At 69.1% G+C, this 20012-nt stretch carries 20 protein-coding genes; 13 read left to right on the top strand and 7 right to left on the bottom strand.

What is annotated here, in order from left to right; genetic code table 11:
• Positions 1–132 precede the first annotated feature (132 nt).
• The 8 genes from N8N77_RS12965 to N8N77_RS12930 all read left to right on the top strand — a co-directional run bounded on the left by N8N77_RS12965 (position 133) and on the right by N8N77_RS12930 (position 7482).
• A complete protein-coding gene (locus N8N77_RS12965) occupies positions 133–1524 on the top strand; it encodes a DNA cytosine methyltransferase (RefSeq protein WP_261167293.1) in 1392 nt (463 codons plus the stop codon).
• A 4-nt stretch (positions 1525–1528) separates the two neighbouring features.
• Positions 1529–2317: an FRG domain-containing protein gene (locus N8N77_RS12960; RefSeq protein ID WP_261167292.1), complete on the top strand. Its 789-nt coding sequence runs from the start codon at positions 1529–1531 to the stop codon at positions 2315–2317.
• Between the two features lie 17 nt (positions 2318–2334).
• Positions 2335–3462 carry a DUF262 domain-containing protein gene (locus N8N77_RS12955; RefSeq protein WP_261167291.1) on the top strand — a complete coding sequence of 376 codons (1128 nt, stop codon included), beginning with the start codon at positions 2335–2337 and terminating at the stop codon, positions 3460–3462.
• A 423-nt stretch (positions 3463–3885) separates the two neighbouring features.
• A complete protein-coding gene (locus tag N8N77_RS12950; RefSeq protein ID WP_261167290.1) occupies positions 3886–4224 on the top strand; it encodes a hypothetical protein in 339 nt (112 codons plus the stop codon).
• 242 nt (positions 4225–4466) lie between these two features.
• A complete protein-coding gene (locus tag N8N77_RS12945) occupies positions 4467–4970 on the top strand; it encodes a hypothetical protein (protein WP_261167289.1) in 504 nt (167 codons plus the stop codon).
• A gap of 217 nt (positions 4971–5187) precedes the next feature.
• The gene (locus N8N77_RS12940; RefSeq protein WP_261167288.1) at positions 5188–5817 is read left to right on the top strand and encodes a hypothetical protein; all 630 of its coding nucleotides are present in this window, start codon (positions 5188–5190) and stop codon (positions 5815–5817) included.
• A 743-nt stretch (positions 5818–6560) separates the two neighbouring features.
• A complete protein-coding gene (locus N8N77_RS12935) occupies positions 6561–7196 on the top strand; it encodes a hypothetical protein (protein ID WP_261167287.1) in 636 nt (211 codons plus the stop codon).
• Between the two features lie 94 nt (positions 7197–7290).
• On the top strand, positions 7291–7482 hold the full coding sequence (locus N8N77_RS12930; RefSeq protein ID WP_261167286.1) for a hypothetical protein: 192 nt from the start codon (positions 7291–7293) through the stop codon (positions 7480–7482).
• Positions 7483–7507: 25 nt separating this feature from the next.
• On the opposite strand, the gene N8N77_RS12925 is transcribed toward N8N77_RS12930, so the two are convergent.
• Positions 7508–8728, bottom strand: a complete 1221-nt coding sequence (locus N8N77_RS12925; protein ID WP_261167354.1) for an MFS transporter — start codon at positions 8726–8728, stop codon at positions 7508–7510.
• A gap of 150 nt (positions 8729–8878) precedes the next feature.
• On the opposite strand from N8N77_RS12925, the gene prfB reads away from it, so the two are divergent.
• Entirely contained in the window at positions 8879–9988 is a 1110-nt protein-coding gene (gene prfB / locus N8N77_RS12920; protein WP_261167285.1) for a peptide chain release factor 2, read from the top strand.
• A 346-nt stretch (positions 9989–10334) separates the two neighbouring features.
• Here the strand turns inward: prfB and N8N77_RS12915 are convergent, their stop codons facing one another.
• The 4 genes from N8N77_RS12915 to N8N77_RS12900 are packed head-to-tail and all read right to left on the bottom strand — an operon-like array spanning position 10335 to position 14505.
• Positions 10335–12056, bottom strand: a complete 1722-nt coding sequence (locus N8N77_RS12915) for a ubiquinol-cytochrome c reductase cytochrome b subunit (RefSeq protein ID WP_261167284.1) — start codon at positions 12054–12056, stop codon at positions 10335–10337.
• A complete protein-coding gene (locus N8N77_RS12910) occupies positions 12056–13108 on the bottom strand; it encodes a ubiquinol-cytochrome c reductase iron-sulfur subunit (protein ID WP_261167283.1) in 1053 nt (350 codons plus the stop codon). The genes N8N77_RS12915 and N8N77_RS12910 overlap by 1 nt, the downstream gene beginning before the upstream one ends.
• Before the next feature lie 36 nt (positions 13109–13144).
• Positions 13145–13951 carry a c-type cytochrome gene (locus N8N77_RS12905; RefSeq protein WP_261167282.1) on the bottom strand — a complete coding sequence of 269 codons (807 nt, stop codon included), beginning with the start codon at positions 13949–13951 and terminating at the stop codon, positions 13145–13147.
• Between the two features lie 20 nt (positions 13952–13971).
• Positions 13972–14505 (bottom strand): heme-copper oxidase subunit III, encoded by a 534-nt coding sequence (locus N8N77_RS12900; RefSeq protein ID WP_396652844.1) that lies wholly within the window; start codon positions 14503–14505, stop codon positions 13972–13974.
• A gap of 213 nt (positions 14506–14718) precedes the next feature.
• On the opposite strand from N8N77_RS12900, the gene trpD reads away from it, so the two are divergent.
• Both trpD and N8N77_RS12890 read left to right on the top strand, forming a co-directional pair.
• Entirely contained in the window at positions 14719–15780 is a 1062-nt protein-coding gene (gene trpD, locus N8N77_RS12895; protein WP_261167280.1) for an anthranilate phosphoribosyltransferase, read from the top strand.
• A gap of 41 nt (positions 15781–15821) precedes the next feature.
• Positions 15822–17081: a CynX/NimT family MFS transporter gene (locus N8N77_RS12890; RefSeq protein ID WP_261167279.1), complete on the top strand. Its 1260-nt coding sequence runs from the start codon at positions 15822–15824 to the stop codon at positions 17079–17081.
• A 25-nt stretch (positions 17082–17106) separates the two neighbouring features.
• On the opposite strand, the gene N8N77_RS12885 is transcribed toward N8N77_RS12890, so the two are convergent.
• Both N8N77_RS12885 and N8N77_RS12880 read right to left on the bottom strand, forming a co-directional pair.
• Positions 17107–18024 carry a 5'-3' exonuclease H3TH domain-containing protein gene (locus tag N8N77_RS12885; RefSeq protein WP_261167278.1) on the bottom strand — a complete coding sequence of 306 codons (918 nt, stop codon included), beginning with the start codon at positions 18022–18024 and terminating at the stop codon, positions 17107–17109.
• Between the two features lie 4 nt (positions 18025–18028).
• Complete coding sequence (locus tag N8N77_RS12880; RefSeq protein ID WP_261167277.1) at positions 18029–19081, bottom strand: aromatic acid exporter family protein; 1053 nt, start codon at positions 19079–19081, stop codon at positions 18029–18031.
• Positions 19082–19137: 56 nt separating this feature from the next.
• Here N8N77_RS12880 and N8N77_RS12875 point away from each other — a divergent pair, with 56 nt between their 5' ends.
• Positions 19138–19644 carry a DNA polymerase III subunit gamma/tau gene (locus N8N77_RS12875; RefSeq protein ID WP_261167276.1) on the top strand — a complete coding sequence of 169 codons (507 nt, stop codon included), beginning with the start codon at positions 19138–19140 and terminating at the stop codon, positions 19642–19644.
• Positions 19641–19991: a hypothetical protein gene (locus N8N77_RS12870; RefSeq protein ID WP_261167275.1), complete on the top strand. Its 351-nt coding sequence runs from the start codon at positions 19641–19643 to the stop codon at positions 19989–19991. Before N8N77_RS12875 ends, N8N77_RS12870 begins: the two co-directional genes overlap by 4 nt.
• The last annotated feature ends 21 nt before the right edge of the window (positions 19992–20012 follow it).

Raw genomic sequence — 20012 nt, 5'->3', positions numbered from 1 at the left:
CCGCCGATGGGTGGAGTCCGGTGATCTGAAGTCAATCGCCGGCCATTCTCGAGTCGAGGATGTCCTCGCTGCTGAAAAGGCAATGCGAGAGAGGCGCGGACGGCCACGCAAACGGCCAACAGAGTCGAGCGCGTGAGCGATCCAATGATGGGATCGATTAGTCTGGCCCTCGCCGGAACGCGTGTAGCCCGTCCCGGTGAAGTGGAAACGAGAGGGCAGGTACCGCGACAGATGGCTCGCTCTGTAGCTCCCATCGGCGGCGCTCCGTCTACGTTCGATCTGACATCGATCGAGCTATTTGCGGGCGGCGGAGGGATGGCCTTGGGGATGAAGCGGGCCGGGTTTCGGCATCTCGCGCTCGCCGAGTGGTGGAACCCTGCGGCTCTCGTTCTTCGCCACAACGCCTCCGAGGCCACGTGGGAGAAGGATCGCGTGATCGAGAAGGATGTTCGCGACGTACTGCCACAGCTGGCCGCTATGGGACCTGTATCGCTAATCGCGGGTGGGCCGCCGTGTCAACCGTTTTCCCTCGCGGGAGCGAGCGCCGGCCACGCAGACGAGCGAAACATGTTCCCGGCCGCGTTGGATCTGGTGCGACGCCTCTTGCCACCCTTCGTCGTGTTCGAGAACGTGCCGGGTCTGTTGCGAGCTTCTTTCGCGCCGTACCTCGAGTACGTTCAGGATCAGATGCGTCGACCGGACGTTGAGCCATTGAACGCAGATGAGCTTTGGTCCGACCATTACGCGCGCATTCTTCGAAGCCGTGGCGACGATGTCTATCACGTGTTTCGAGAGCAGATTGATGCTGCGGACCTCGGTGTCGCTCAAAACCGCAAGCGAGTCTTCCTGATTGGAATCCGGGCGGATCTCATGGATCGGTCCGACTGGCCGGGGGTCACGCGGACGCACAGTCGTATGGCTCTGCTCCGGGACCAATGGGTGACGGGGGATTACTGGAAGCGGCATGGTCTCAAGGTGCCAGCGGGGCCGCCGAAATCAGTGATCGGGTCTCTGCGCCGGCTCACGGAGGGAGAGAAGAGTCTAGACCTCTTGCCTTGGCGAACGCTTCGCGACCTTCTCGCTCAGGTGCCGACTCCGAACGGGAAGCGCTCGCCGGCGGGATGGCCGAACCACATCGCCATTCCCGGCGCTCGCGTGTACCCAAATCACACGGGAAGCCCCTTGGATCTCCCGAGTAAGACAATCAAAGCGGGAGTTCACGGTGTCGCAGGCGGTGAGGCGATGATTCGTCGACTTAACGGAACCGTGCGCTATCTCACTATTCGTGAAGCCGCGTTGGTTCAGGGCTTCCCTCGCCAGTACGAGTTCCCCGCATCACGCAGTCGGATGATGGGCGTGATCGGCAACGCTGTTGCAGTCGACGTGGCTGCGTCGATCGGAGAGGCGCTGATCTCAACGCTACGGTCGGCGGCGCTCGGGACGACGCAGGAGCGACAAAGCGAGCAGCGTGTCCCTGAAGGTGGCGACGTTGACCAAACGGCATTAGAGGCTCTGCTAGCTTGAGCGTGTGACCGACGAACAATCGACGCCGACTTCGACCTCCAAGCCACCTGAGATACGTTCGGTCGAGGATCTCGTTGCCATTCTCTCGACGGTCACAGCCGATGGCGTAGAGCGGTGGTACCGCGGTCATCGACGGCAGGACTGGCAGTTATCACCTTCGACGTTTCGGAACGACGACCATCGTGAGAACGAAGAGACCATGCTCGCGCGCTTCCGCCACGAAGCAGCGGCGACCGGCCTCCAGTACGGATTCGACGACTGGGGTTGGATCGCGTTCGCTCAGCATCATGAGCTCCCCACTCGCCTACTCGACTGGTCTCAGAGTCCGCTCGTCGGCCTGTTTTTCGCCGTTGAGGAACCGGATGCGGCGCACAAGAGCGAGGACTCGCGCGACGGCACGTTGTTCATCCTCAACCCCACCAAGCTGAATCGCGACGCCGGCGATGCCGACGGAAACTTGCGGCTGCTGTCCAGTTCTGACGAAGACCTCGACAAGTATCTTCCGGGCAAAGACGGCGGCATCCAGAAGACGCCGAGGGCGGTGGTTGCGCCCCTGCTGTTCGACCGCATCCGCTTCCAGGCCGGTACGTTCACCGTCGAACAAAAGCCTCGTCGCGCGGACCCTGAGCCGCTCCGGGGGTCCGCAGCTGTGCGTGCTTTCAATATCCCGGGCGCCGCGAAGCCGCACATTCGGACGCAACTCGACGCCCTCGGTTTCGACGAGTCGACGATCTACAGAGATCTAGACCGGATTTCGCAACGAATCAAGAAGAACTACGGGGGCTCGTCATGAGGATCCGCACTGTCCCGATGCGCGACCTGACCATAGCAAGGTTCGTCCGCATGCGCTCGGTGGTCGATCTCGATCCTCCATACCAGCGCGAGGGGGAGGTCTGGAAGCCAGGGACTCGCGCCACTCTGATCGACTCCATCATCAACGGACTCGACCTCCCAAAGCTCTACTTCGAAGAAGTTCTGGACAAGCGGGTCTCGCCGAGCGGACTCACCTACGAGTATGCGGTGATCGACGGCAAACAACGTCTCGAGAGCATCCTCGCGTTCGCCGATGACTCGTTGACACTCGCCGAGGATTTCTACTTCTTCGAAGATGACGACGTCAAGGCGAGTGGCATGACGCTCTCCGAGCTGGACGAGACCTACCCGGAGTTGGCCGAGAGGTTCTGGGGCTTTGTGCTACCGGTCGTAATAGTCCATGCGAACAGTGGCGATCTCGTGGAGGAGATGTTCACGCGGCTCAACGCCGCGACAGCGCTCAATGCCGCAGAGAAGCGCAACTCGATCCAGAGTCCCACGCGAGATTCGGCCAATCGCCTGGCGGAGCATAAGCTGCTTACCGAGCGCTCGCCGATTCGAAGTGCTCGATACAAGTACCGCGAACTGGCCGCGAAGTTCCTCGCCATCGAGCATCAGCTTGGTACCAAACGCAGACTGTCGGACACCAAGGCAGCGACGCTACTCGAGCTGTTTCGAGCCACTCGCGATCCGGATCGAACGATCAGCGACGCCGAGATGGGCCGGTACGAGCAGGCGGCGACAGAAACGCTAGATCGCATGTGCGATACGTTCGATGAGAACGATCCGCTCCTTCGATCAATCGGCACCGTGGTCGTCTATTACATATGCTTCCGAGACGCTGATTTCGCTCGCGAGGTTCGCCCTGCTGTACTGCAGACGTTCGAGGAAGCACGCCGCCAAGCCGCCAGGATCAACGATTCCAGCACGCTCTTCACCACGCGTGCAGACGCGCGACTCCGGGAATACAACCTGCTTGTCCAGTCCACAAACGACGGCTCGGCGCTGTCGCGACGGGCGGAGATCTTGCGCGCCTTCGTGTTGGATGGCACGGAGTCGGATCCGATGCTCGGACTTGAGCGGATGAGCGATGAAACGCTCGACGTAGACGGCGCAGAGGACTGAGTCACTTCAATAAGTGTCAAAAGTGTCTTAGTGTCGTGTTAAGCAGTGCTTGCACCTGAACTATGACCGAAGCCCTGCCGACCCGGCGGGGCTTCTTTCGTTCAGCTGTGACCCCGCCGCCACACGCTCACATCCCTCTGCAGAGCGACCGCCCTGCCGCCATGACCTCCCGCGCCGCCGATGGATCGGCCCGCGCCGCGGAGAGAGCGGCCTCGTCTCGGGTCGCATGATGCGCACGCTCGAGCGGTGATGAGCGGCGGGGCACGGTCTTACCACGGGGGAGGCGACGATGCGCACGAAGCCCGTGCTCGACGACTCGCACATCGTGCCCGCCGACGCCAACGCCCACGGTGGAGGCTGCAGCCGACGTGCCGCAGGAGTGCCTCGACTACGTCCCGAATCCGCCGGCGGATTCGAGCGCGGTTGGAGTCCGCCGCCAATGCGGTGCTCCCGGACGGTATCGTGCTCAATCCGGGAATGCAGGTAATACACTCGACGGATGATCCCGGCATGGTCGAGGCGGTAGCCCGAATCTGCAGTGCCGGCGTCGACCGCGCCGAGCTCGTCGAGGCTGGCAACGCGATCGCAAAGGCGATATACGCCGATCCCTCCCACGATTCGGTGACGCTTCTCAAGGTGTCGTCGTACACCCCGGCAGGCGAGTACCTCGACAAGCAACTTGGGATCGATGTCATCACGACGGACTACGAGCTATTCCTCTGGGACGCCGACGCGGCGACCCTCGATAGCAACTGGGAGTAGACGACAGCCCGGGTGAGATCCTGCATCGGTCACGTTCGCGAGTGTGCCGTGATCTCACCTGACGGTATTCCGACACAGTCACACTCATGACCGCGGGGCTAGCAGTCGTAACGACCTTGGAGCGTTTCCCGGTTTCGGCCTAGTCGTGAGTGGGGTTCACGGGTCCGGACCGGCGGCCGAAGCGCGCGCGTATGCGCGCGTGCGCGCGCGGGGTTCCCGAGATCCGCCGCTAGGCTCGCGGCGTGATCCTTGACGCCGCCTCGCCCTCGCCCATCCCGACGCCTGGTGTGGGCGATGGTGCGGCGATTGAAGGGTTGGTGCTGGCCGCCGCCTCAGGCGCGGGCGGCGTCCTGCTGACGATCGTCGCGACGCTCATCGGCGCCTGGATCCAGGGGCGCCGCGAGCACGCGAGGTGGCTGCGAGAGCGACGATACGAGGCCGTCGTGCGCGCGTACGGCCTGACTTTAGCTTTCGAGTTGAACACGGCGAAGCAGATGAAGATCGCGACCGGCAATCGGTACGACGGCGACGTCGACCGGATCAAGCGGCTCCAGGACGAGGCCGACGAGTTGTACGCGACTGTTGCCGAGTCGCTGACGCCACTCATCGTGCTTGGCCCCGCCGAGTTGAGAGCGGCGGTCCTCGCGCTCCAGGAGGCTTACGAGGCTGACGATGACGAAGCACGCGAAAGGGCCGGGCAGAAGTTCCAGGAGAGCGCGCGTAAGGTGCTCAGGCTCGGCGCTTAGTAGCCGGGGAGCGAGGGGCCGTCGTGCTCGGGCCGCGTGACGTCCTGGTGCGGTACAAGTCGGCCGCACGCGGGGCACCGGTCGCCGTCGGGCGCCGGACGCATCACGACGGCGCAGTCGGGGCAGTGCGGTTGTACGGCGTCGGCGAACGGGTCGGACATGCGGACCACGGTAGCGGCGCGCTAATCACGGTTAGGTCGATCGCTAGGGTGACAGCATGGAGTGGTCGTCGTGGTTCCCGCTGATCACGGCGTTGATTGGCGCTGCGGTGAGTCTCGGGACGGTGTTTCTCACGCAGGCGCTCGCCGATCGCCGGGAGTCGCGCCGCGATCGACAACGGCGCGAGGATGAGGCCGTCGCCGACCTGCGTGCGGAGGCGCGTCGTGTCGCGGACCTGTTTCTCGCGGAGGGAATCGCGTACGAGCGGATTACGAACGAGACAAAGGCGGAGGGTCCTGCATTCGATGAGGCGTACGAGCGGCACCTGTTCAGCGAAAGCCTGTACAGGCTCGGGCAGGCGATCAACATGCTGCCGGATGCCGATGCAAGGGCCCAACTGCGGCTGATCCTCGGGAATCTCGGGGATCAGGAGTCGTTTCCGTCGTTCCTGATCGGTACGCCAAGTTGGGTGCTGACCGTGCCCATCCTGCTAAACGAGGGCTCGGAGATCGCGAGTGCTTACGCTCGCGGGGAGAAACCCGACCTTGACGGCTCGAAATGGTTCCGTCGTATCGAGGCCGCGTCGGCAGAGCTTGACGCGAGCATCGCGGCGGTGAAAGCGATGCATCCGGCCTACATCATGAAGCGAGTCGCCGAGGCGGAGGGCTCCGAGGAGCCGGGTCAGTAGGCGTCGATCAGGAGGGCGACGTGCTCGCGAAGCGCGTCGATTCCGCCGTGATGCGACCAGGGGGTGCCGCCGCCGCCGTCCCGGGACCAGGGGCGCACGCCGTCGGGGTCGAACGGGATCGACGTGCTGTGGCGGGTGGCGCGGTCGGGATCGATGGCCTGCCACAGGGCGTCGTACGAGGTGCCGCCGGTCGCCTCGGTCGCGGCGCGTCGCGCAGAGGTTCCCGAACCATGCTTCGGAGGGACGACGACCGGTCGCGGTCGCCGTTCCGCACCAGGCGCACCGCTCGCCGTTCGGATGCGACACGGGCCGGGCCGGGCGGGCGTCGGCGAGCCAGTCGGCCGCACCGCGGCGGCACTCGGCGAGGGCCGAGGGGTGCGGACCGCTTCAGCGGGCTCGGGCGGCGGGCTTCGTCGTCGCGTCGGCCTGCCAGATCGGTGCCGACCTCCTCAGCCCCTCCGAGCGTCTGGAGATCCTGTCATGATCCCCCGCCCCGCGCGTCCCGATCCGCGCCGCATCCGCCTGACCCTCGGGATCCCACCTGCGGCGATGTCATGGCTCGCCGACCTCCCCCACAATCCGTCCAGTATGACCGCGCAGGACGCCGAGCGGTGCGCCGCGATCGTCGCCGCCGAAGGGGACACCAAAGCGCACACGACGGCCCTTGTCGCGCTCGCCGCGTACCTCGCCGAGGATGACGCGCGGGACATCGACACGGCCGCGTTCAACCTGAGGGACCGCGTGTGGCTCGGCGCTTCGATCCTCGCCCTACGCACGAGCTCATCACGGTCGGGCTCCTCATGCTCGTGCCGTTGGTCTACCTCGTGGTCGCGGCGGGGCAGGTGCAGAACCACGCGCTCGGCGCGGAGGCCGCCGCGCGCTGCACGGCCCGCGCCATCACGCAGGCTTCGGAGGGGGACCCGGCGGCCACCGCCGAGGCGACCCTGCGCTCGATCGCGGGCGAGTACGGCATGGACCTCGGCCGCACGGACGTGAGCGTCGAGTGCGTGCCCGCCGCAGCGGGCTGCCCGGCGGCGGGTGCGACGGTGCTCGTGACGGTCCGTTCGGGGGTGGGGCTGCCCCTTGTGCCGTCCATCCTCGGCGTCGATCGCATCGCGGTCGTTCCGGTCGAGGCGACGTCCGGACAGAAGGTCTCGCGCTTCTGGGGTCGGGATGACGCGGCTCTCACGACATTCGCGCGCTCACCGTTCCGGGGCCGCCGCCGTCGCGCCGGACATCCGGCGTCGGCGCCGCCACCTCGGCACGGACGAGCGGGGCAGCACACTGCTGCTCACGCTCGGATACGCGCTGCTGGCACTCGCCGTCATCGTCGTGTGCGTCGACGCGACCTCGTAGTACCTGAGTCAGAAGCGGCTTGACGCGCTCGCCGACGCGGCGGCGCTGGCGGGTGCCGACGGCTTCGCGATCGTCGCCGCGGAGGGCGGCCCCGAGGCGGTGCTGGAGGAGGCGGGCGTGCGCGAGCAGGCGGCGGCGGTCGTCGAGCTGACCGGCGGGGGAGCGACGCTCGTCTCCGCCGGCACGCCCGACGGGCACTCCGCACGCGTCACGGTCGCCGACACGTGGCATCCGCCGCTGCTGTCGCCGTTCGTGCCCGACGGCGTGCCGCTCGAGGCCACGGCGACAAGTCGGACGGCGCTGAACTGACGGGCGGTCTTCAACCCGGGACGGGTCAGCGGTCCGGCGCGTAGCGCGGCAGCCAGCGCAGGAACGCCAGCGCGCCGAGCAGGCCGATGAGTCCGACGGCGCCGGTGGCGACCGAGAGCGAGAAGGCCGCGGTGAGGCCCGAGAAGAGTAGCGGGGTGGCGGCGCCGCCGGCATCGGTGAGCGTGCGCCAGGAGCCGAGGAACGACGCCGGCTCCTCCTTCGGCGCCACGTCGGCGCCCACGGTGAGCAGGATGCCGCTGGAGAGCCCGTTGCCCACGCCGATCACGATCGCGAAGACGCCGAACCAGAGGGTGGCCTGAGGTGCGTCGTGTGTGAAGGCGAGAGCCACGAGCGCGCCGCCCATGAGCAGGGTCGAGGGCACGGCCGCCCAGATGCGGCCGAAGCGGTCCATCACCTGGCCGCTCACGTAGAACAGGGCGAAGTCGAGGGCGCCGGCCACGCCGACGACGAGCGCGATCGTGGAGGAATCCAGCCCGATGGAAACGCCCCACAGGGGCAGCACGGTCTGGCGTGCCCCACGCACCGCCGCGAGCGACGCCGCCGCGGCGCCGAGGCGCGAGAGCACGCGCCGGTTCTGCCACATGGTGCGGAACACGCCCGCGCGCTCGGACGTGGGGATGGAGCCCGTCACCGGCTCGCCGGTGTCCTCGGCCATCCCCGCCTCCTGGCGCGGCGGTGCCGGGCGCGCGAGCCGCGCCTCCGGGTCGGGCCCGAGGCCGACGAGCAGTGCCACGCCGACGAGCACGGCGCCGAAGAACCAGATGCTCGCCCGCTCCGAGCCGAACGCGGCCAGCAGCGCTGCGGCGACGAACGGCCCGGTGAAGGCGCCGAGGCGGAAGGAACCGCCCAGCAGCGAGAGCGCGCGGGCCCGGTAGGTGTAGGGGACCCGGGTGGTCATGAACGTGTGCCGCGCCACCGCGAAGGCCGCGGCGAAGAAGCCGACGACCAGCGCCGCCAGCGCCAGCAGCGGAACCGAGCCGGCCAGCAGCATGACGGCCGCGCCGCCGATCGAGCCGACCGCCGCGGTGGTCATCGTCAGCCGCTCGCCGATCCGGTCGACGAGCCAGCCGGCGGGGATGTTGCCGCACAGCTGGCCCACCACGAGCGCGGCCGGCACGAGAGCGGCCTGCGCCAGGGAGGCGCCCGATTCGGCGGCGATGACGGGCAGCAGCGGAACGATGGCGCCCTGGCCCACCGAGTACAGCGCCGTGGGGCCGTAGATCATCGGCGCGAACCGCAGCAGGGTGCGCCGAACGCTCTCGCCGTCGTCGAAGGCGGAGGACGCAGTCACCCGCTCCACGTTACTCCCGCCGCGGTGTGCCATCCGACGCGCGCCGACGGCCTCACAGCGGCCGCGCGATAGGCTGGTGAGGACATGATTGAGCTCGATCTCTCCGCCGACATCCAGGCGCTGCGCACCACGTTCGCGAACATCCGAGAGGTGGTCGACGTCGACGCGCTGCGCGCGGACGTGGATCGCCTCGAGCAGGAGGCCGCCGATCCAGAACTCTGGAACGACCAGGCCAACGCGCAGAAGGTGACGAGCGCCCTCAGCCACGCCAAGGCGCAGCTGGCGAAGGTCACCCGGATCGAGAGCCGCCTCGACGACCTCGAGGTGATGGTCGAGCTCGCCAACGAGATGGAAGACGCCGACGCCGCCGAGGAGGCGCGCACCGAGCTGGCCGCGCTCGAGAAGGCCATCGGCGAGCTCGAGGTGCAGACCCTGCTCGACGGCGAGTACGACGACCGGTCCGCCGTCGTGACCATCCGCTCCGGCGCGGGCGGCGATGACGCCACCGACTTCGCCGAGATGCTCATGCGCATGTACCTGCGCTGGGCCGAGCGCCGCGGCTACCCCGTGAAGGTGATGGACACCTCGTACGCCGAGGGCGCCGGCATCAAGTCGGCCACGTTCGAGGTGGACGCGCCCTACGCCTACGGCACGCTCTCGGTCGAGGCCGGCACGCACCGCCTCGCGCGCATCAGCCCCTTCGGCTCCGCCGACAAGCGCCAGACGTCGTTCGCCGCCGTCGAGGTCATCCCCGTCATGGAGGAGGCCCAGGAGGTCGACATCCCCGAGGGCGACATCCGCGTCGACGTGTTCCGCTCGTCGGGCCCTGGCGGACAGTCGGTCAACACCACCGACTCCGCCGTGCGCATCACGCACCTCCCGACCGGCATCGTCGTGTCGATGCAGAACGAGAAGTCGCAGATCCAGAACCGCGCCGCCGCCATGCGCGTGCTGCAGACCCGCCTGCTGCTGCTGCAGAAGGAGGAGGAGGCCGCCAAGAAGAAGGAGCTCGCCGGCACGATCACGGCGAGCTGGGGCGACCAGATGCGCTCGTACTTCCTCTACGGCCAGCAGCTGGTGAAGGACCTGCGCACCGGGTACGAGGTGGGAAACCCCGCCACGGTGTTCGACGGCGACCTGGACGGCTTCATCAACGCCGGCATCCGCTGGCGCAAGCGCAAGACCGACGACTGAGCCCGAGCGGCTCTCGCGAACCCCCGGCCGGATCATTCGGCCGGGGGTTTCGTGTATCCGCGCCGCCGTGCCCCGAAGTCGCCGGCGCCGCCGTGCCCCGACGTCGCCGGCTGCGTGCCGTTTCCGCGCTGGTCTCCGTCGCGTGCTCCGGTCGTCGAGCGGGGGCGGACGAAGCCCGCACGGCCGCGCGAAACGGGGGAGCGGTCGGCTCCCGCAGCGTCCCCAGCGTCCGAAGCGTCCGCAGGGACGGAGGGGAACACCGGACTGACCCGCTCGAGCCGCCGCAGGCGCACGCCCGGGAACGCGAAAGGGGCCCGGTCCGAAGACCGGGCCCCTATCGGTGCGCTCAGTGGCGGGTGTCGTCGCCCGCCTCGAGCTCGGCGCGGTGACCACCGTGGCGGAACTGCGGCGTCTCCTCCGGGCTCGGGCCGTACTCGGTCAGCGCGTGACGCTGGTGCTCGTCGGCGTGGTCGAGCTCGGTCTGCGTGAGCGGAGCGATGCGGTCCTCGAAGAACCAGCGCGAGAACGCGGCACGCAGCTTCTCGCTCGCGGGGATGCGGCCCTGGTCGTTCGGGCGCACCACGAGGGGCTGGTAGCCCTCGTCGGGGATGAGCCTCCAGCGCTCGTACTCGTCCATCGGCTTGTGCACCTCGCGGTACTCACCACCGGGCAGACGCACGATGCGACCCGACTCGTAGCCGTGCAGCACGATCTCGCGATCCTTCTTCTGCAGGGCAAGGCACACGCGCTTCGTGATGAAGTACACCACGAACGGTCCGATGATCAGCGCGGCCTGCAGGAAGTGGATGACCCCCTCCATGGTGAGGCCGAAGTGCGTCGCCATGATGTCCGACGAGGCCGCGGCCCACATGGTGGCGTAGAAGCCGACACCGGCTGCGCCGATCGCCGTGCGCGTCGCGGCGTTGCGCGGGCGCTGGGCGATGTGGTGCTCACGCTTGTCGCCCGTAATCCACGCCTCGATGAAGGGGTAGAACATCGCCAGGACGATGAACAGGCCCAGGATGCCGACCGGCGCCAGGATGCCCATCGAGAGCGTGTAGTTGCCGAGCGAGATGTCCCAGTTGGACGGGGCCAGACGCAGCGCGCCGTCGGCGAAGCCGATGTACCAGTCGGGCTGCGTACCGGCCGACACGGGGGACGGGTCGTACGGGCCGTAGTTCCAGATGGGGTTGATCTGCACCATCGAGGCGATCAGCACGATCGCGCCGAAGACGATGAAGAAGAAGCCGCCCATCTTGGCCATGTACACCGGCATCATCGGGTAGCCCACGACGTTGTCGTTCGTGCGGCCGGGGCCGGCGAACTGCGTGTGCTTGTTGACGATCATGAGCACGAGGTGCAGGCCCACGAGGGCGATCACCAGCAGCGGCAGGATCAGGATGTGCAGCGTGTACAGGCGCCCGACGATGTCGGTGCCGGGGAACTCGCCGCCGAAGAGCAGGTACGACGTCCACGTACCGATCAGCGGGATGCCCTTGATCATGCCGTCGATGATGCGCAGGCCGTTGCCCGAGAGCAGGTCGTCCGGCAGCGAGTAGCCGGTGAAGCCCTCGGCCATCGCGAGGATGAACAGCACGAAGCCGATCACCCAGTTCAGCTCGCGCGGCTTGCGGAACGAGCCCGTGAAGAACACGCGCAGCATGTGCACGCCGATGCCGGCGATGAACACCAGGGCCGCCCAGTGGTGGATCTGGCGCACGAGCAGGCCGCCGCGCAGGTCGAACGAGATGTGCAGGGTCGACTCGAGCGCCGCCGACATCGCGATGCCGCGCATGGGCTCATAGGCGCCGTGGTAGTGCGTCTCGACCATCGAGGCCTGGAAGAAGAACGTCAGGAACGTTCCCGAGAGCAGCACGACGACGAACGACCACAGCGCGATCTCGCCGAGCATGAACGACCAGTGGTCGGGGAAGACCTTGCGGCCCAGCTCCTTGACGAAGCCCGAAAGGCTCGTGCGCTCGTCGATGTAGTTGGCGGCTGCGCCGACGAACCGGCCGCCGAGCGGCTTGTCGTCCTTCTTCTCTTCCTGAAGCGTGGCGGTGCTCATCAGTGGCGCTCCCAGAAGCTCGGGCCGACGGGCTCGGTGAAATCGCTGCGGGCGACGAGGTAGCCCTCGTCATCGACCGTGATCGGCAGCTGCGGCAGGGGACGGGCGGCGGGGCCGAAGATGACCTTCGCCTCCTCCGTCACGTCGAACTGCGACTGGTGGCACGGGCACAGCAGGTGGTGGGTCTGCTGCTCGTACAGCGCGACGGGGCAGCCGACGTGCGTGCAGACCTTCGAGTACGCGACGATGCCGTCGTACGACCAGTCCTTGCGCTCCTCGCGCTCGATGAGCTGCTCGGGCAGCAGGCGCATGAGCAGCACGATCGCCTTGGCCTTCTCTTCGAGGTAGCCCTCGTCGTGGCCGAGACCCGCGAGCTCCTCGGGAATGACGTGGAAGGCCGAGCCGAGCGTGACCTCGGACGCCTTGATGGGCGTGCCCTCGGGGTCGCGGGCGAGGCGCATGCCCTCCTTCCACATGGTGTGCTGCAGGAGGTGCACGGGGTCGCCGGACATCGGGGCGAGGCCGCGGAACAGCGTGATGCCGGGCAGGATCGAGGCGCCGAGCGCGACGAACAGCGAGTTGCGGATCATCTTGCGACGACCGAAGCCCGACTCCTCGTTGGCGTCGGCGAACGCCTTGACGGCGGCGGCGCGCGTGGGCTCGGAGCCGCGCGTGGGGTGGCGGTCCTCCACGTACTCCTTGTCGTTCATCAGCGCCTTGGCCCAGTGGATCGCGCCGATGCCGATCGACAGCAGCGCGGCCGCGATCCCCAGTCCGATGAACATGTTGTTGTAGCGGACCGAGACGGTCGAGCCGTCCTCGATCGGGAACAGCATGTACGCCGCGACGGCCCAGAGGCTGGCGGCCACCGAGATGTAGAACAGCGTGTAGACCGTGCGGGCCGCCGTCTTCTCGACCTTCGGGTCCTTGTCGGTCATCCGCGCACGGTGCGGCGGCAGACCCGGGTTCTTCACCGGATCGGAGACAGGGACGGCGAGGCCGGGGGAAGGCCGGTACGCCTCCACCGCCTGCGTGTCGCCCTCGTGTGCCATGGTGCTCCTCGTCACTTCACGTTCGTTCGTCATGCGTCAGTTCGACTTCGCCGTGATCCACACCGTGATCGCCACGAGGGCGCCGATGCCGAAGATCCAGGCGAACAGACCCTCGGAGACCGGGCCCAGCGAACCGAGGTTGAAGCCACCAGGAGCTTCCATCTGCTGCTGATAGAGCAGAGCAGAGATGATGTCCCGCTTGTCCTCGGGGGTGAGGTTCATGTCGTTGAACACCGGCATGTTCTGCGGGCCGGTCACCATGGCGGCGTAGATGTGCAGGCCGCTGGTGTCCTGGATGTCCGGCGCCCACTTGCCCTCGGTCAGCGCACCGCCGGCGGCGGCCACGTTGTGGCACATCGCGCAGTTGATGCGGAACAGCTCGGCGCCGCGCGAGACATCGCCCTCGCCGTCGAGGATGTGCTCGTCGGGGTAGCTCGGGCCGGGCGCGACCGAGTGCACGTAGGCCGCCAGGGCCTGGATCTGCTCCTCGGTGAACTGCACCGGCTTCTGCGGTGCCTGCGGGCCCTGGGCCTGCAGCGGCATGCGGCCGGTGGCGACCTGGAACTCGACCGCGAGCTCGCCCACGCCGACCAGCGAGGGGCCGTCGTCGGTGCCCTGCAGGTCCATGCCGTGGCAGGTGGCGCAGTTGGCCTGGAACAGCTTCTCGCCGTCCTCGGCGGTCAGCGCCGTCTGGGTCTGGGAGGTCTCGGCCGTCGACGCCACCGCGGCGGAGGCGGCCGCGTAGCCACCACCCGTGATGAGCAGGCCGATGCCGATGAGGGCGGCCGTGGCCAGGGGGCTCCGGCGGCCGGTCGAGCGACGCATCTTCTTCTCGCGTGCCATGTGTTTCTTCAGCTCCGCTCTCACTTGAGGAAGTAGATGACGATGAACAGGGCGATCCACACCACGTCGACGAAGTGCCAGTAGTACGACACGACGATCGCCGTGGTCTCCTCCTTGCGGCGGAACTGCTTGACCGCGTACACGCGGCCGATCGTGAGCAGGAACGCGACGAGGCCGCCCGTGACGTGCAGCGCGTGGAAGCCGGTGGTGATGTAGAACGCCGAGGCGTACGAGTCCGCCGTGATCGGCAGACCGTGCGCGACGAGCTGTGCGTACTCCCACACCTGGCCGCAGACGAAGATCGCGCCGAGCGCGAACGTCAGCCAGAACCACGGGACCATGCCCCACGACTTCCAGCCTTGTCCCTTGACGGTGTAGGGCTGGCCGCGCTCCGCGGCGAACACGCCCATCTGGCACGTCACGCTGGACAGCACCAGGATGATCGTGTTGATGAGAGCGAAGGGCACGTTGAGAAGCTCGGTGCGATCCGCCCACAGCTCCGGCCCGGTGCTGCGGAGCGTGAAGTAGATCGCGAACAGGCCGGCGAAGAACATGACTTCGCTGCCGAGCCACACAATCGTGCCGACCGCGACCGGGTCAGGTCGCTTCACTTTCGGTGCCGGGGCATACGTCGCGGGGGTCGTCACCCGTCCATTATTGCCGATCCTCGGGCATGATTCGGGCAACTTCGACAATGCGTCGAAGTTAGGCCGACCTAAGCGGCCGCTGAAAGTCAGGCGGGAAACGCCCGTGGATAGGATCGGTGCATGGCGGAACCGACCTGGGCCGACGTGCTCACCACCCTTCTCTCGCGCACCGACCTGAGCGTGTCGCAGGCGCACTGGGCGATGCGGCAGGTCATGCGCGGCGAGGCGACGCCCGCGCAGCTGGGCGGATTCCTCACGGCGCTGCGCGCCAAAGGCGAGTCGGTGGAGGAGATCATCGGCTTCCGCGACGCGATCCTCGACGCCGCGGTGCCCCTGCCGGTGGACCCCAACGTGCTCGACATCGTCGGCACCGGGGGAGACCGGATCGGCACCGTGAACGTGTCGACGACGGCCTCGATCGTGATCGCCGCCACCGGCATCCCGGTCGTCAAGCACGGCAACCGCGCGGTGAGCTCGAAGACGGGCTCGTCCGACGTGCTCGGCCAGCTCGGCATCGACCTGACGCTGTCGCCGGAGGCGGTCGCCGGCGTGCTGGAGCGTGCCGGCATCACCTTCGCGTGGGCCGCCGCGTTCCACCCCGGCTTCAAGCACGCCGCCCCGGTGCGCGGCGAGCTGGGCGTGCCGACGGTTTTCAACTTCCTGGGGCCGCTCGTGAACCCGGCGCGGGCCGAGGCCAACGCCGTGGGCGTGGCCAACCCCGACGTCGTGCCGCTCATCGCCGGTGTCTTCCGCACCCGCGGCGCCACCGCCCTCGTCTTCCGCGGCGAGGACGGCCTCGACGAACTGACGACGACGGGCTACAGCCGCATCTGGCAGATCTCGAACGGCGATCAGCACGAGTTCGACATCCACCCGCGCGATCTCGGCATGCCGACCGCGACCCTCGACGACATCCGGGGCGGCGACCCCCTGCACAACGCGGGCGTGCTGCGCCGCACCCTCGCGGGCGAGCAGGGCGCCGTGCGCGACATCGTGCTGCTGAACGCCGCGGCCGGCATCGTGGCGTACCGGCTCTCGCAGGACCCCTCGCAGGCCCAGCGCAACCTCATCCAGCGGCTGATCGAGGCCAGGGACGAGGCCGCGGCGGCGATCGACGACGGTCGCGCCGAGGCCAAGCTGGAGGCCTGGGTGCGCGCCACCCGCGAGGTAGCCGAGGCCTGAGGCCTCCGGGGCGCCCGTCGGCCCGGACGTAGACTGGCGCCATGACGTCCTCGCCCGCCTCGCTGCCGAGGCGGGCGTTCCCCTGGCTCGTCGTCGCGGGCGTGCTCGTGGCCGCCCTGAGCCTGCGGGCGCCGGTGCTGGCCGTGTCGCCCGTGCTGCGCGACATCGAGCATCAGCTCGGCCTGGACGCCGCAGGCGCATCGCTCATCATGACGAGCGCCGTGCTCATGTTCGCGATCGTGACGCCCGCCGCGGCCCTGGTGATCCGGCGCGCCGGCCCCGAGCTGGCGCTGCTCATCTGCCTGGCCGGTGTGATCGCCGGCACGCTGATCCGCTCGGTGCCCTCATACGGCTGGATGATCGCGGGCATGATCGTCGCCGGCGCGGCCATCACGATCGGCAACGTCGTGATCCCCGTGATCATCCGCCGCGACGTGCCGGAGCGCAACGTCGCGACCGTCACGGCCGCCTACACGGCCATGCTCAACGTGGGCTCGCTCTTCGCGACGCTCGCGACCGCTCCGCTGGCCGAGCTGGCCGGTTGGCCGCTCGCCCTGCTGTCGTGGGGCCTGCTGTCGGTGGTGGGGATCGTGCTGTGGGTCGTGCACCTGCAGCGCGACCGCGCTCCCGGCGCCACGTGGGCCGAGCGCTACTCGGGCGAGACCCGCGCCGCGGGAACGGCGGCCGAGTCGCTCGCCCTCACCGGCCCGGTACCGGTGCTGGCCGGCCGCGGACGGGCGGTGCGGCACCCCGTCGTGTGGCTGCTCACCGGCACCTTCGCGTGCCAGTCGGCGGCCTACTACGCGATCTCCACGTGGCTGCCGGCCATGGCGGCCGACCTCAACGGTGTGGATGCCACGACGGCGGGCGCGCTCGCGTCGATCTTCCAGGGCGGTGCGATCGTCGGCGCCTTCGTCGTGCCGGTGCTGGCACGGTACCTGCCGCTCATGGTGCCCGCGGCGGTGGTGAGCGCGTGCTGGATCCTCGTCTCGGGCGGCATGCTCCTGGCGCCGCAGCTGCTGGCGCTGTGGGCGGCGATCGGATCGATCGCGCACGCGGGCGGGTTCGTCGTGATCTTCACCGTGCTGATGCGCGTCGTGCGCACCGACGCCGAGGCGGCGACGGGATCGGCCCTCGTGCAGGGGCTCGCCTACGTGTTCGGCACGCTCGGTGCGCCGATCGCGGGCGCGCTCCACGACGCCACGGGCGGCTGGAGCGCGCCGCTCGCCTTTAGCCTCGCGCTGGGCGTCGGCTTCACGGTGCTGCTGACCGGCGCCGTGATCGGCGCGCAGCGGCGCTGAACGCCGTCGTCCTGGGCGGACCGGCTCAGCCGGCGACGGCCTCGATGGCCGCGATCGCGCGGTCCATCGGCTGGGACAGGCCCCAGCGCGCCGCCAGGGCGCGGGCCGCGTCGGCGTCGAAGCCGCCCAGCGCGTCGTTGCAGGGCTCGAGAGGGAGGTCGCGCGCCACCGCGACGACCCGCGGCGCCACGTCGAGGTAGTCGGCGGCGTCGGCCAGCTTGGCGCGCACCCCGGCTGACATGCCCTCGCCCGCCGCGGCGGCGGCGCGGATGCCGGCGAGGTCGCCGTGTGCCGCCAGCAGGGTCGCGGCGGTCTTCTCGCCCACGCCCTTCACACCCGGCAGGCCGTCGGAGGCGTCACCGCGCAGGGTGGCGTAGTCGGCGTACTGCGCCGCGTGCACCCCGTACTTGGCGCGCACCACCTCGTCGGTCACGACCTCGAGGCTGCTCATGCCCCGCGCGGTGTAGATCACGCGGACGTCGCGCTCATCGTCGACGAGCTGGAACAGGTCTCGATCGCCCGTGACGACATCCACCCGGCCGGGCTCGCGCGTGGCGAGCGTGCCGATCACGTCGTCCGCCTCGTGCTGCGGCGCCCCGACGACGGCGATGCCGAGCGCCGCAAGCGATTCGCGGATGATCGGCACCTGCGCCTGCAGCGGGTCGGGCACCTCCTCGACATCGGGCGCGCCGGCGACCTGCTGCACGACGCGGTGCGTCTTGTACGACGGGATCAGGTCCACCCGCCACTGCGGGCGCCAGTCGTCGTCCCAGCACGCCACGAGCCGGCTCGGCTCATACGTCGACACGAGCTTGGCGACCATGTCGAGCAGCCCGCGCGCCGCGTTCACGATCGTGCCGTCGGGGGACCGGAACGTGTCGGGCACCCCGTAGTAGGCGCGGAAGTAGAGCGAGGCCGTGTCGAGCAGCATGAGCCGGGTCATGGCGTCATCCTGCCATCCGGTCCCCGTCGAGCGGCTCCGCCAGCTCGCCGTGCACGCGGCGCAGGTCCTCCAGGAGCGAGCCGATGAGAATCCAGTGCGGGCCGGTGGGCGGGTCGACCGTGAGCGGATCGGTGAGGGCGGGCAGTGTGCGCGTCTCGGGGGCATCGGGCACCGAGCGCCGCACGCGCAGGCGCACGTCGTGGGCGGCCGCGCGCAGTTGCGTCGCGATGCCGGGGACGGCGGGCTCGCGCGCGATCTCGTCGTCGTGGTGGTCGTAGAAGGCGCGCGTCATGCCCACCGTCTGGCGGATCAGCGAGGTGAAGGTGCCCAGCAGTGCGCGCTGCGCCGCGATGGCCTCGCGGTGCTGCCGCCCGCGGGGGTTGAGGGCGAGCGAGTCGGCGGCGGCGTCGAGTGCCGACTCCGCGGCGTCGCGCATGGGCCGCAGCAGGCGCGCCTGCACCATGAGCGACTCGAGCTCGGCGCGCGAGTTCGTCGTGCCCAGGGCGTCGGCCAGCCGCTCGAGGGAGCGGGCGAGCTCCTCGCCGAGCCGTTCGATCGCCTCGCGGGCCGGCGCGACGGCGACGGGCGGCACGAGCGCGAGGTTGACGACGAAGCCGATGACCGCGCCGAGGACGGTCTCGATGACGCGGTCGAAGGCGTACGACGGCGTGGCGGCGCCCAGTGCGATGACGAGCAGCGCGCTGATGCCGGCCTGGTTCGACGTGCCGGCCGTCATGCGCAGCGCCCATGCGAGCAGGATGGCACCGCCCACCGCGACGGGCAGGGCCCAGACCGGATCGGGGATGGCGAGGGCCACGAGCGACGCCACGACGACGCCCGCGATCACGCCCGCGCTGCGCTCGAGGGCCTTCAGGTACGACTGGTTCAGGCTCGGCTGCACGACGAGCAGCGCCGCGATCGCCGCGAACACCGGCGGCGGTCCGTGCGGGATCAGCCAGCTGGCGAGCAGCCACGCGGCGATCGTGGCGAGGAACGCCTTCGCCGCCTGCACCGCCGGCGTGCGCCGCGACGCCCTGACCGCACCGAGCACCTTCATGCCGATCACGCTACGCCCGCGGGCGGTCCGCAGTAGGGATCGCTACGCTGTGCCCTATGCCGCGACCTGACGACGACGCGCTCTCCTGGGCGGGCGACGAGGACGATCCGACCCTCGTCCCTGGGGCCTCCGGCGGTGCCGCCGAGCCCGTGGCGGCCGCGGGCGCGCCGGTCGATGCGGCGCCCCGAACGGGCGGGGAGCGTGCCCCGGAGCCGGCGGCCGAGCAGCGCGCGGACGACGGGGAGCCGGAGGCACGGCGACTGGGTGACGTGGCGCTCGTGACGCTCGGCGTGCTGGGCGGCGTGTATCTGCTGTGGACCGTCGGCTGGGTGCTCGGCGCGATGCGCCTGCGGGACTGGATCCAGGTGCAGACGGGCGCCGTGGCCGACGCGATGTTCCACGGCAGCATGGTGCTCGCGATCCTGGCCCCGGCGATCTGGTTCGCCGCGAGCTGGTACCTCACGCGCGGCCGCCCCGCCTGGCTGCGGATCGCCGCGTTGCTCGTGGGTGTGGTCGTGCTCGTCCCGTGGCCGTTCGTGATGGTGGGGGTGATCGGGCAGTGACCGAGACGACGAGCGTCGCGAAGCGACCGACCTGGATCGTCGCGACCATCGCGGGCGTGTTCGCCCTGCTCTACGCGTACGCGGTGTGGAGCGGCATCTCGCAGCTCGTGCAGAGCGTGCAGACGACCGCGGCGGCGGGGCTGTCGCTCAACGCCCTCGGATGGGGGATGTGGCTGCTGACCATCGCGCTGCCGGTCGTGCTCTTCGCGATCGCCGTGTCGGTCGGCCGCACCCGGGGACTGCGCATTCTGACGATCCTGCTCCTGGTGGGTCTGAGCATCGTGGCCGTGCTCTGGCTCAACGTCATGGCATACACGACGGTCAACACGGGCAGCCTCATCGGCTGACGCCCTCCGCCGCCGGCCGCG

The sequence above is a fragment of the Microbacterium sp. Marseille-Q6965 genome (genome assembly GCF_946151065.1).
Taxonomy (GTDB): domain Bacteria; phylum Actinomycetota; class Actinomycetes; order Actinomycetales; family Microbacteriaceae; genus Microbacterium.
Note: the sequence above shows the minus strand (reverse complement) of the source record. Positions and strands in the feature narration are given on the sequence as shown.

Bases quoted from the DNA above. Each gene is read 5' to 3' on its own strand.
- N8N77_RS12955 (WP_261167291.1), top strand. From the start codon at position 2,335: ATGCGCGACCTGACCATAGCAAGGTTCGTCCGCATGCGCTCGGTGGTC.
- N8N77_RS12940 (WP_261167288.1), top strand. From the start codon at position 5,188: ATGGAGTGGTCGTCGTGGTTCCCGCTGATCACGGCGTTGATTGGCGCT.
- N8N77_RS12925 (WP_261167354.1), bottom strand. From the start codon at position 8,728: ATGATCTACGGCCCCACGGCGCTGTACTCGGTGGGCCAGGGCGCCATC.
- prfB (WP_261167285.1), top strand. From the start codon at position 8,879: ATGATTGAGCTCGATCTCTCCGCCGACATCCAGGCGCTGCGCACCACG.
- N8N77_RS12915 (WP_261167284.1), bottom strand. From the start codon at position 12,056: ATGAGCACCGCCACGCTTCAGGAAGAGAAGAAGGACGACAAGCCGCTC.
- N8N77_RS12910 (WP_261167283.1), bottom strand. From the start codon at position 13,108: ATGGCACACGAGGGCGACACGCAGGCGGTGGAGGCGTACCGGCCTTCC.
- N8N77_RS12905 (WP_261167282.1), bottom strand. From the start codon at position 13,951: ATGGCACGCGAGAAGAAGATGCGTCGCTCGACCGGCCGCCGGAGCCCC.
- N8N77_RS12900 (WP_396652844.1), bottom strand. From the start codon at position 14,505: ATGTTCTTCGCCGGCCTGTTCGCGATCTACTTCACGCTCCGCAGCACC.
- trpD (WP_261167280.1), top strand. From the start codon at position 14,719: ATGGCGGAACCGACCTGGGCCGACGTGCTCACCACCCTTCTCTCGCGC.
- N8N77_RS12890 (WP_261167279.1), top strand. From the start codon at position 15,822: ATGACGTCCTCGCCCGCCTCGCTGCCGAGGCGGGCGTTCCCCTGGCTC.
- N8N77_RS12885 (WP_261167278.1), bottom strand. From the start codon at position 18,024: ATGACCCGGCTCATGCTGCTCGACACGGCCTCGCTCTACTTCCGCGCC.
- N8N77_RS12880 (WP_261167277.1), bottom strand. From the start codon at position 19,081: ATGAAGGTGCTCGGTGCGGTCAGGGCGTCGCGGCGCACGCCGGCGGTG.
- N8N77_RS12875 (WP_261167276.1), top strand. From the start codon at position 19,138: ATGCCGCGACCTGACGACGACGCGCTCTCCTGGGCGGGCGACGAGGAC.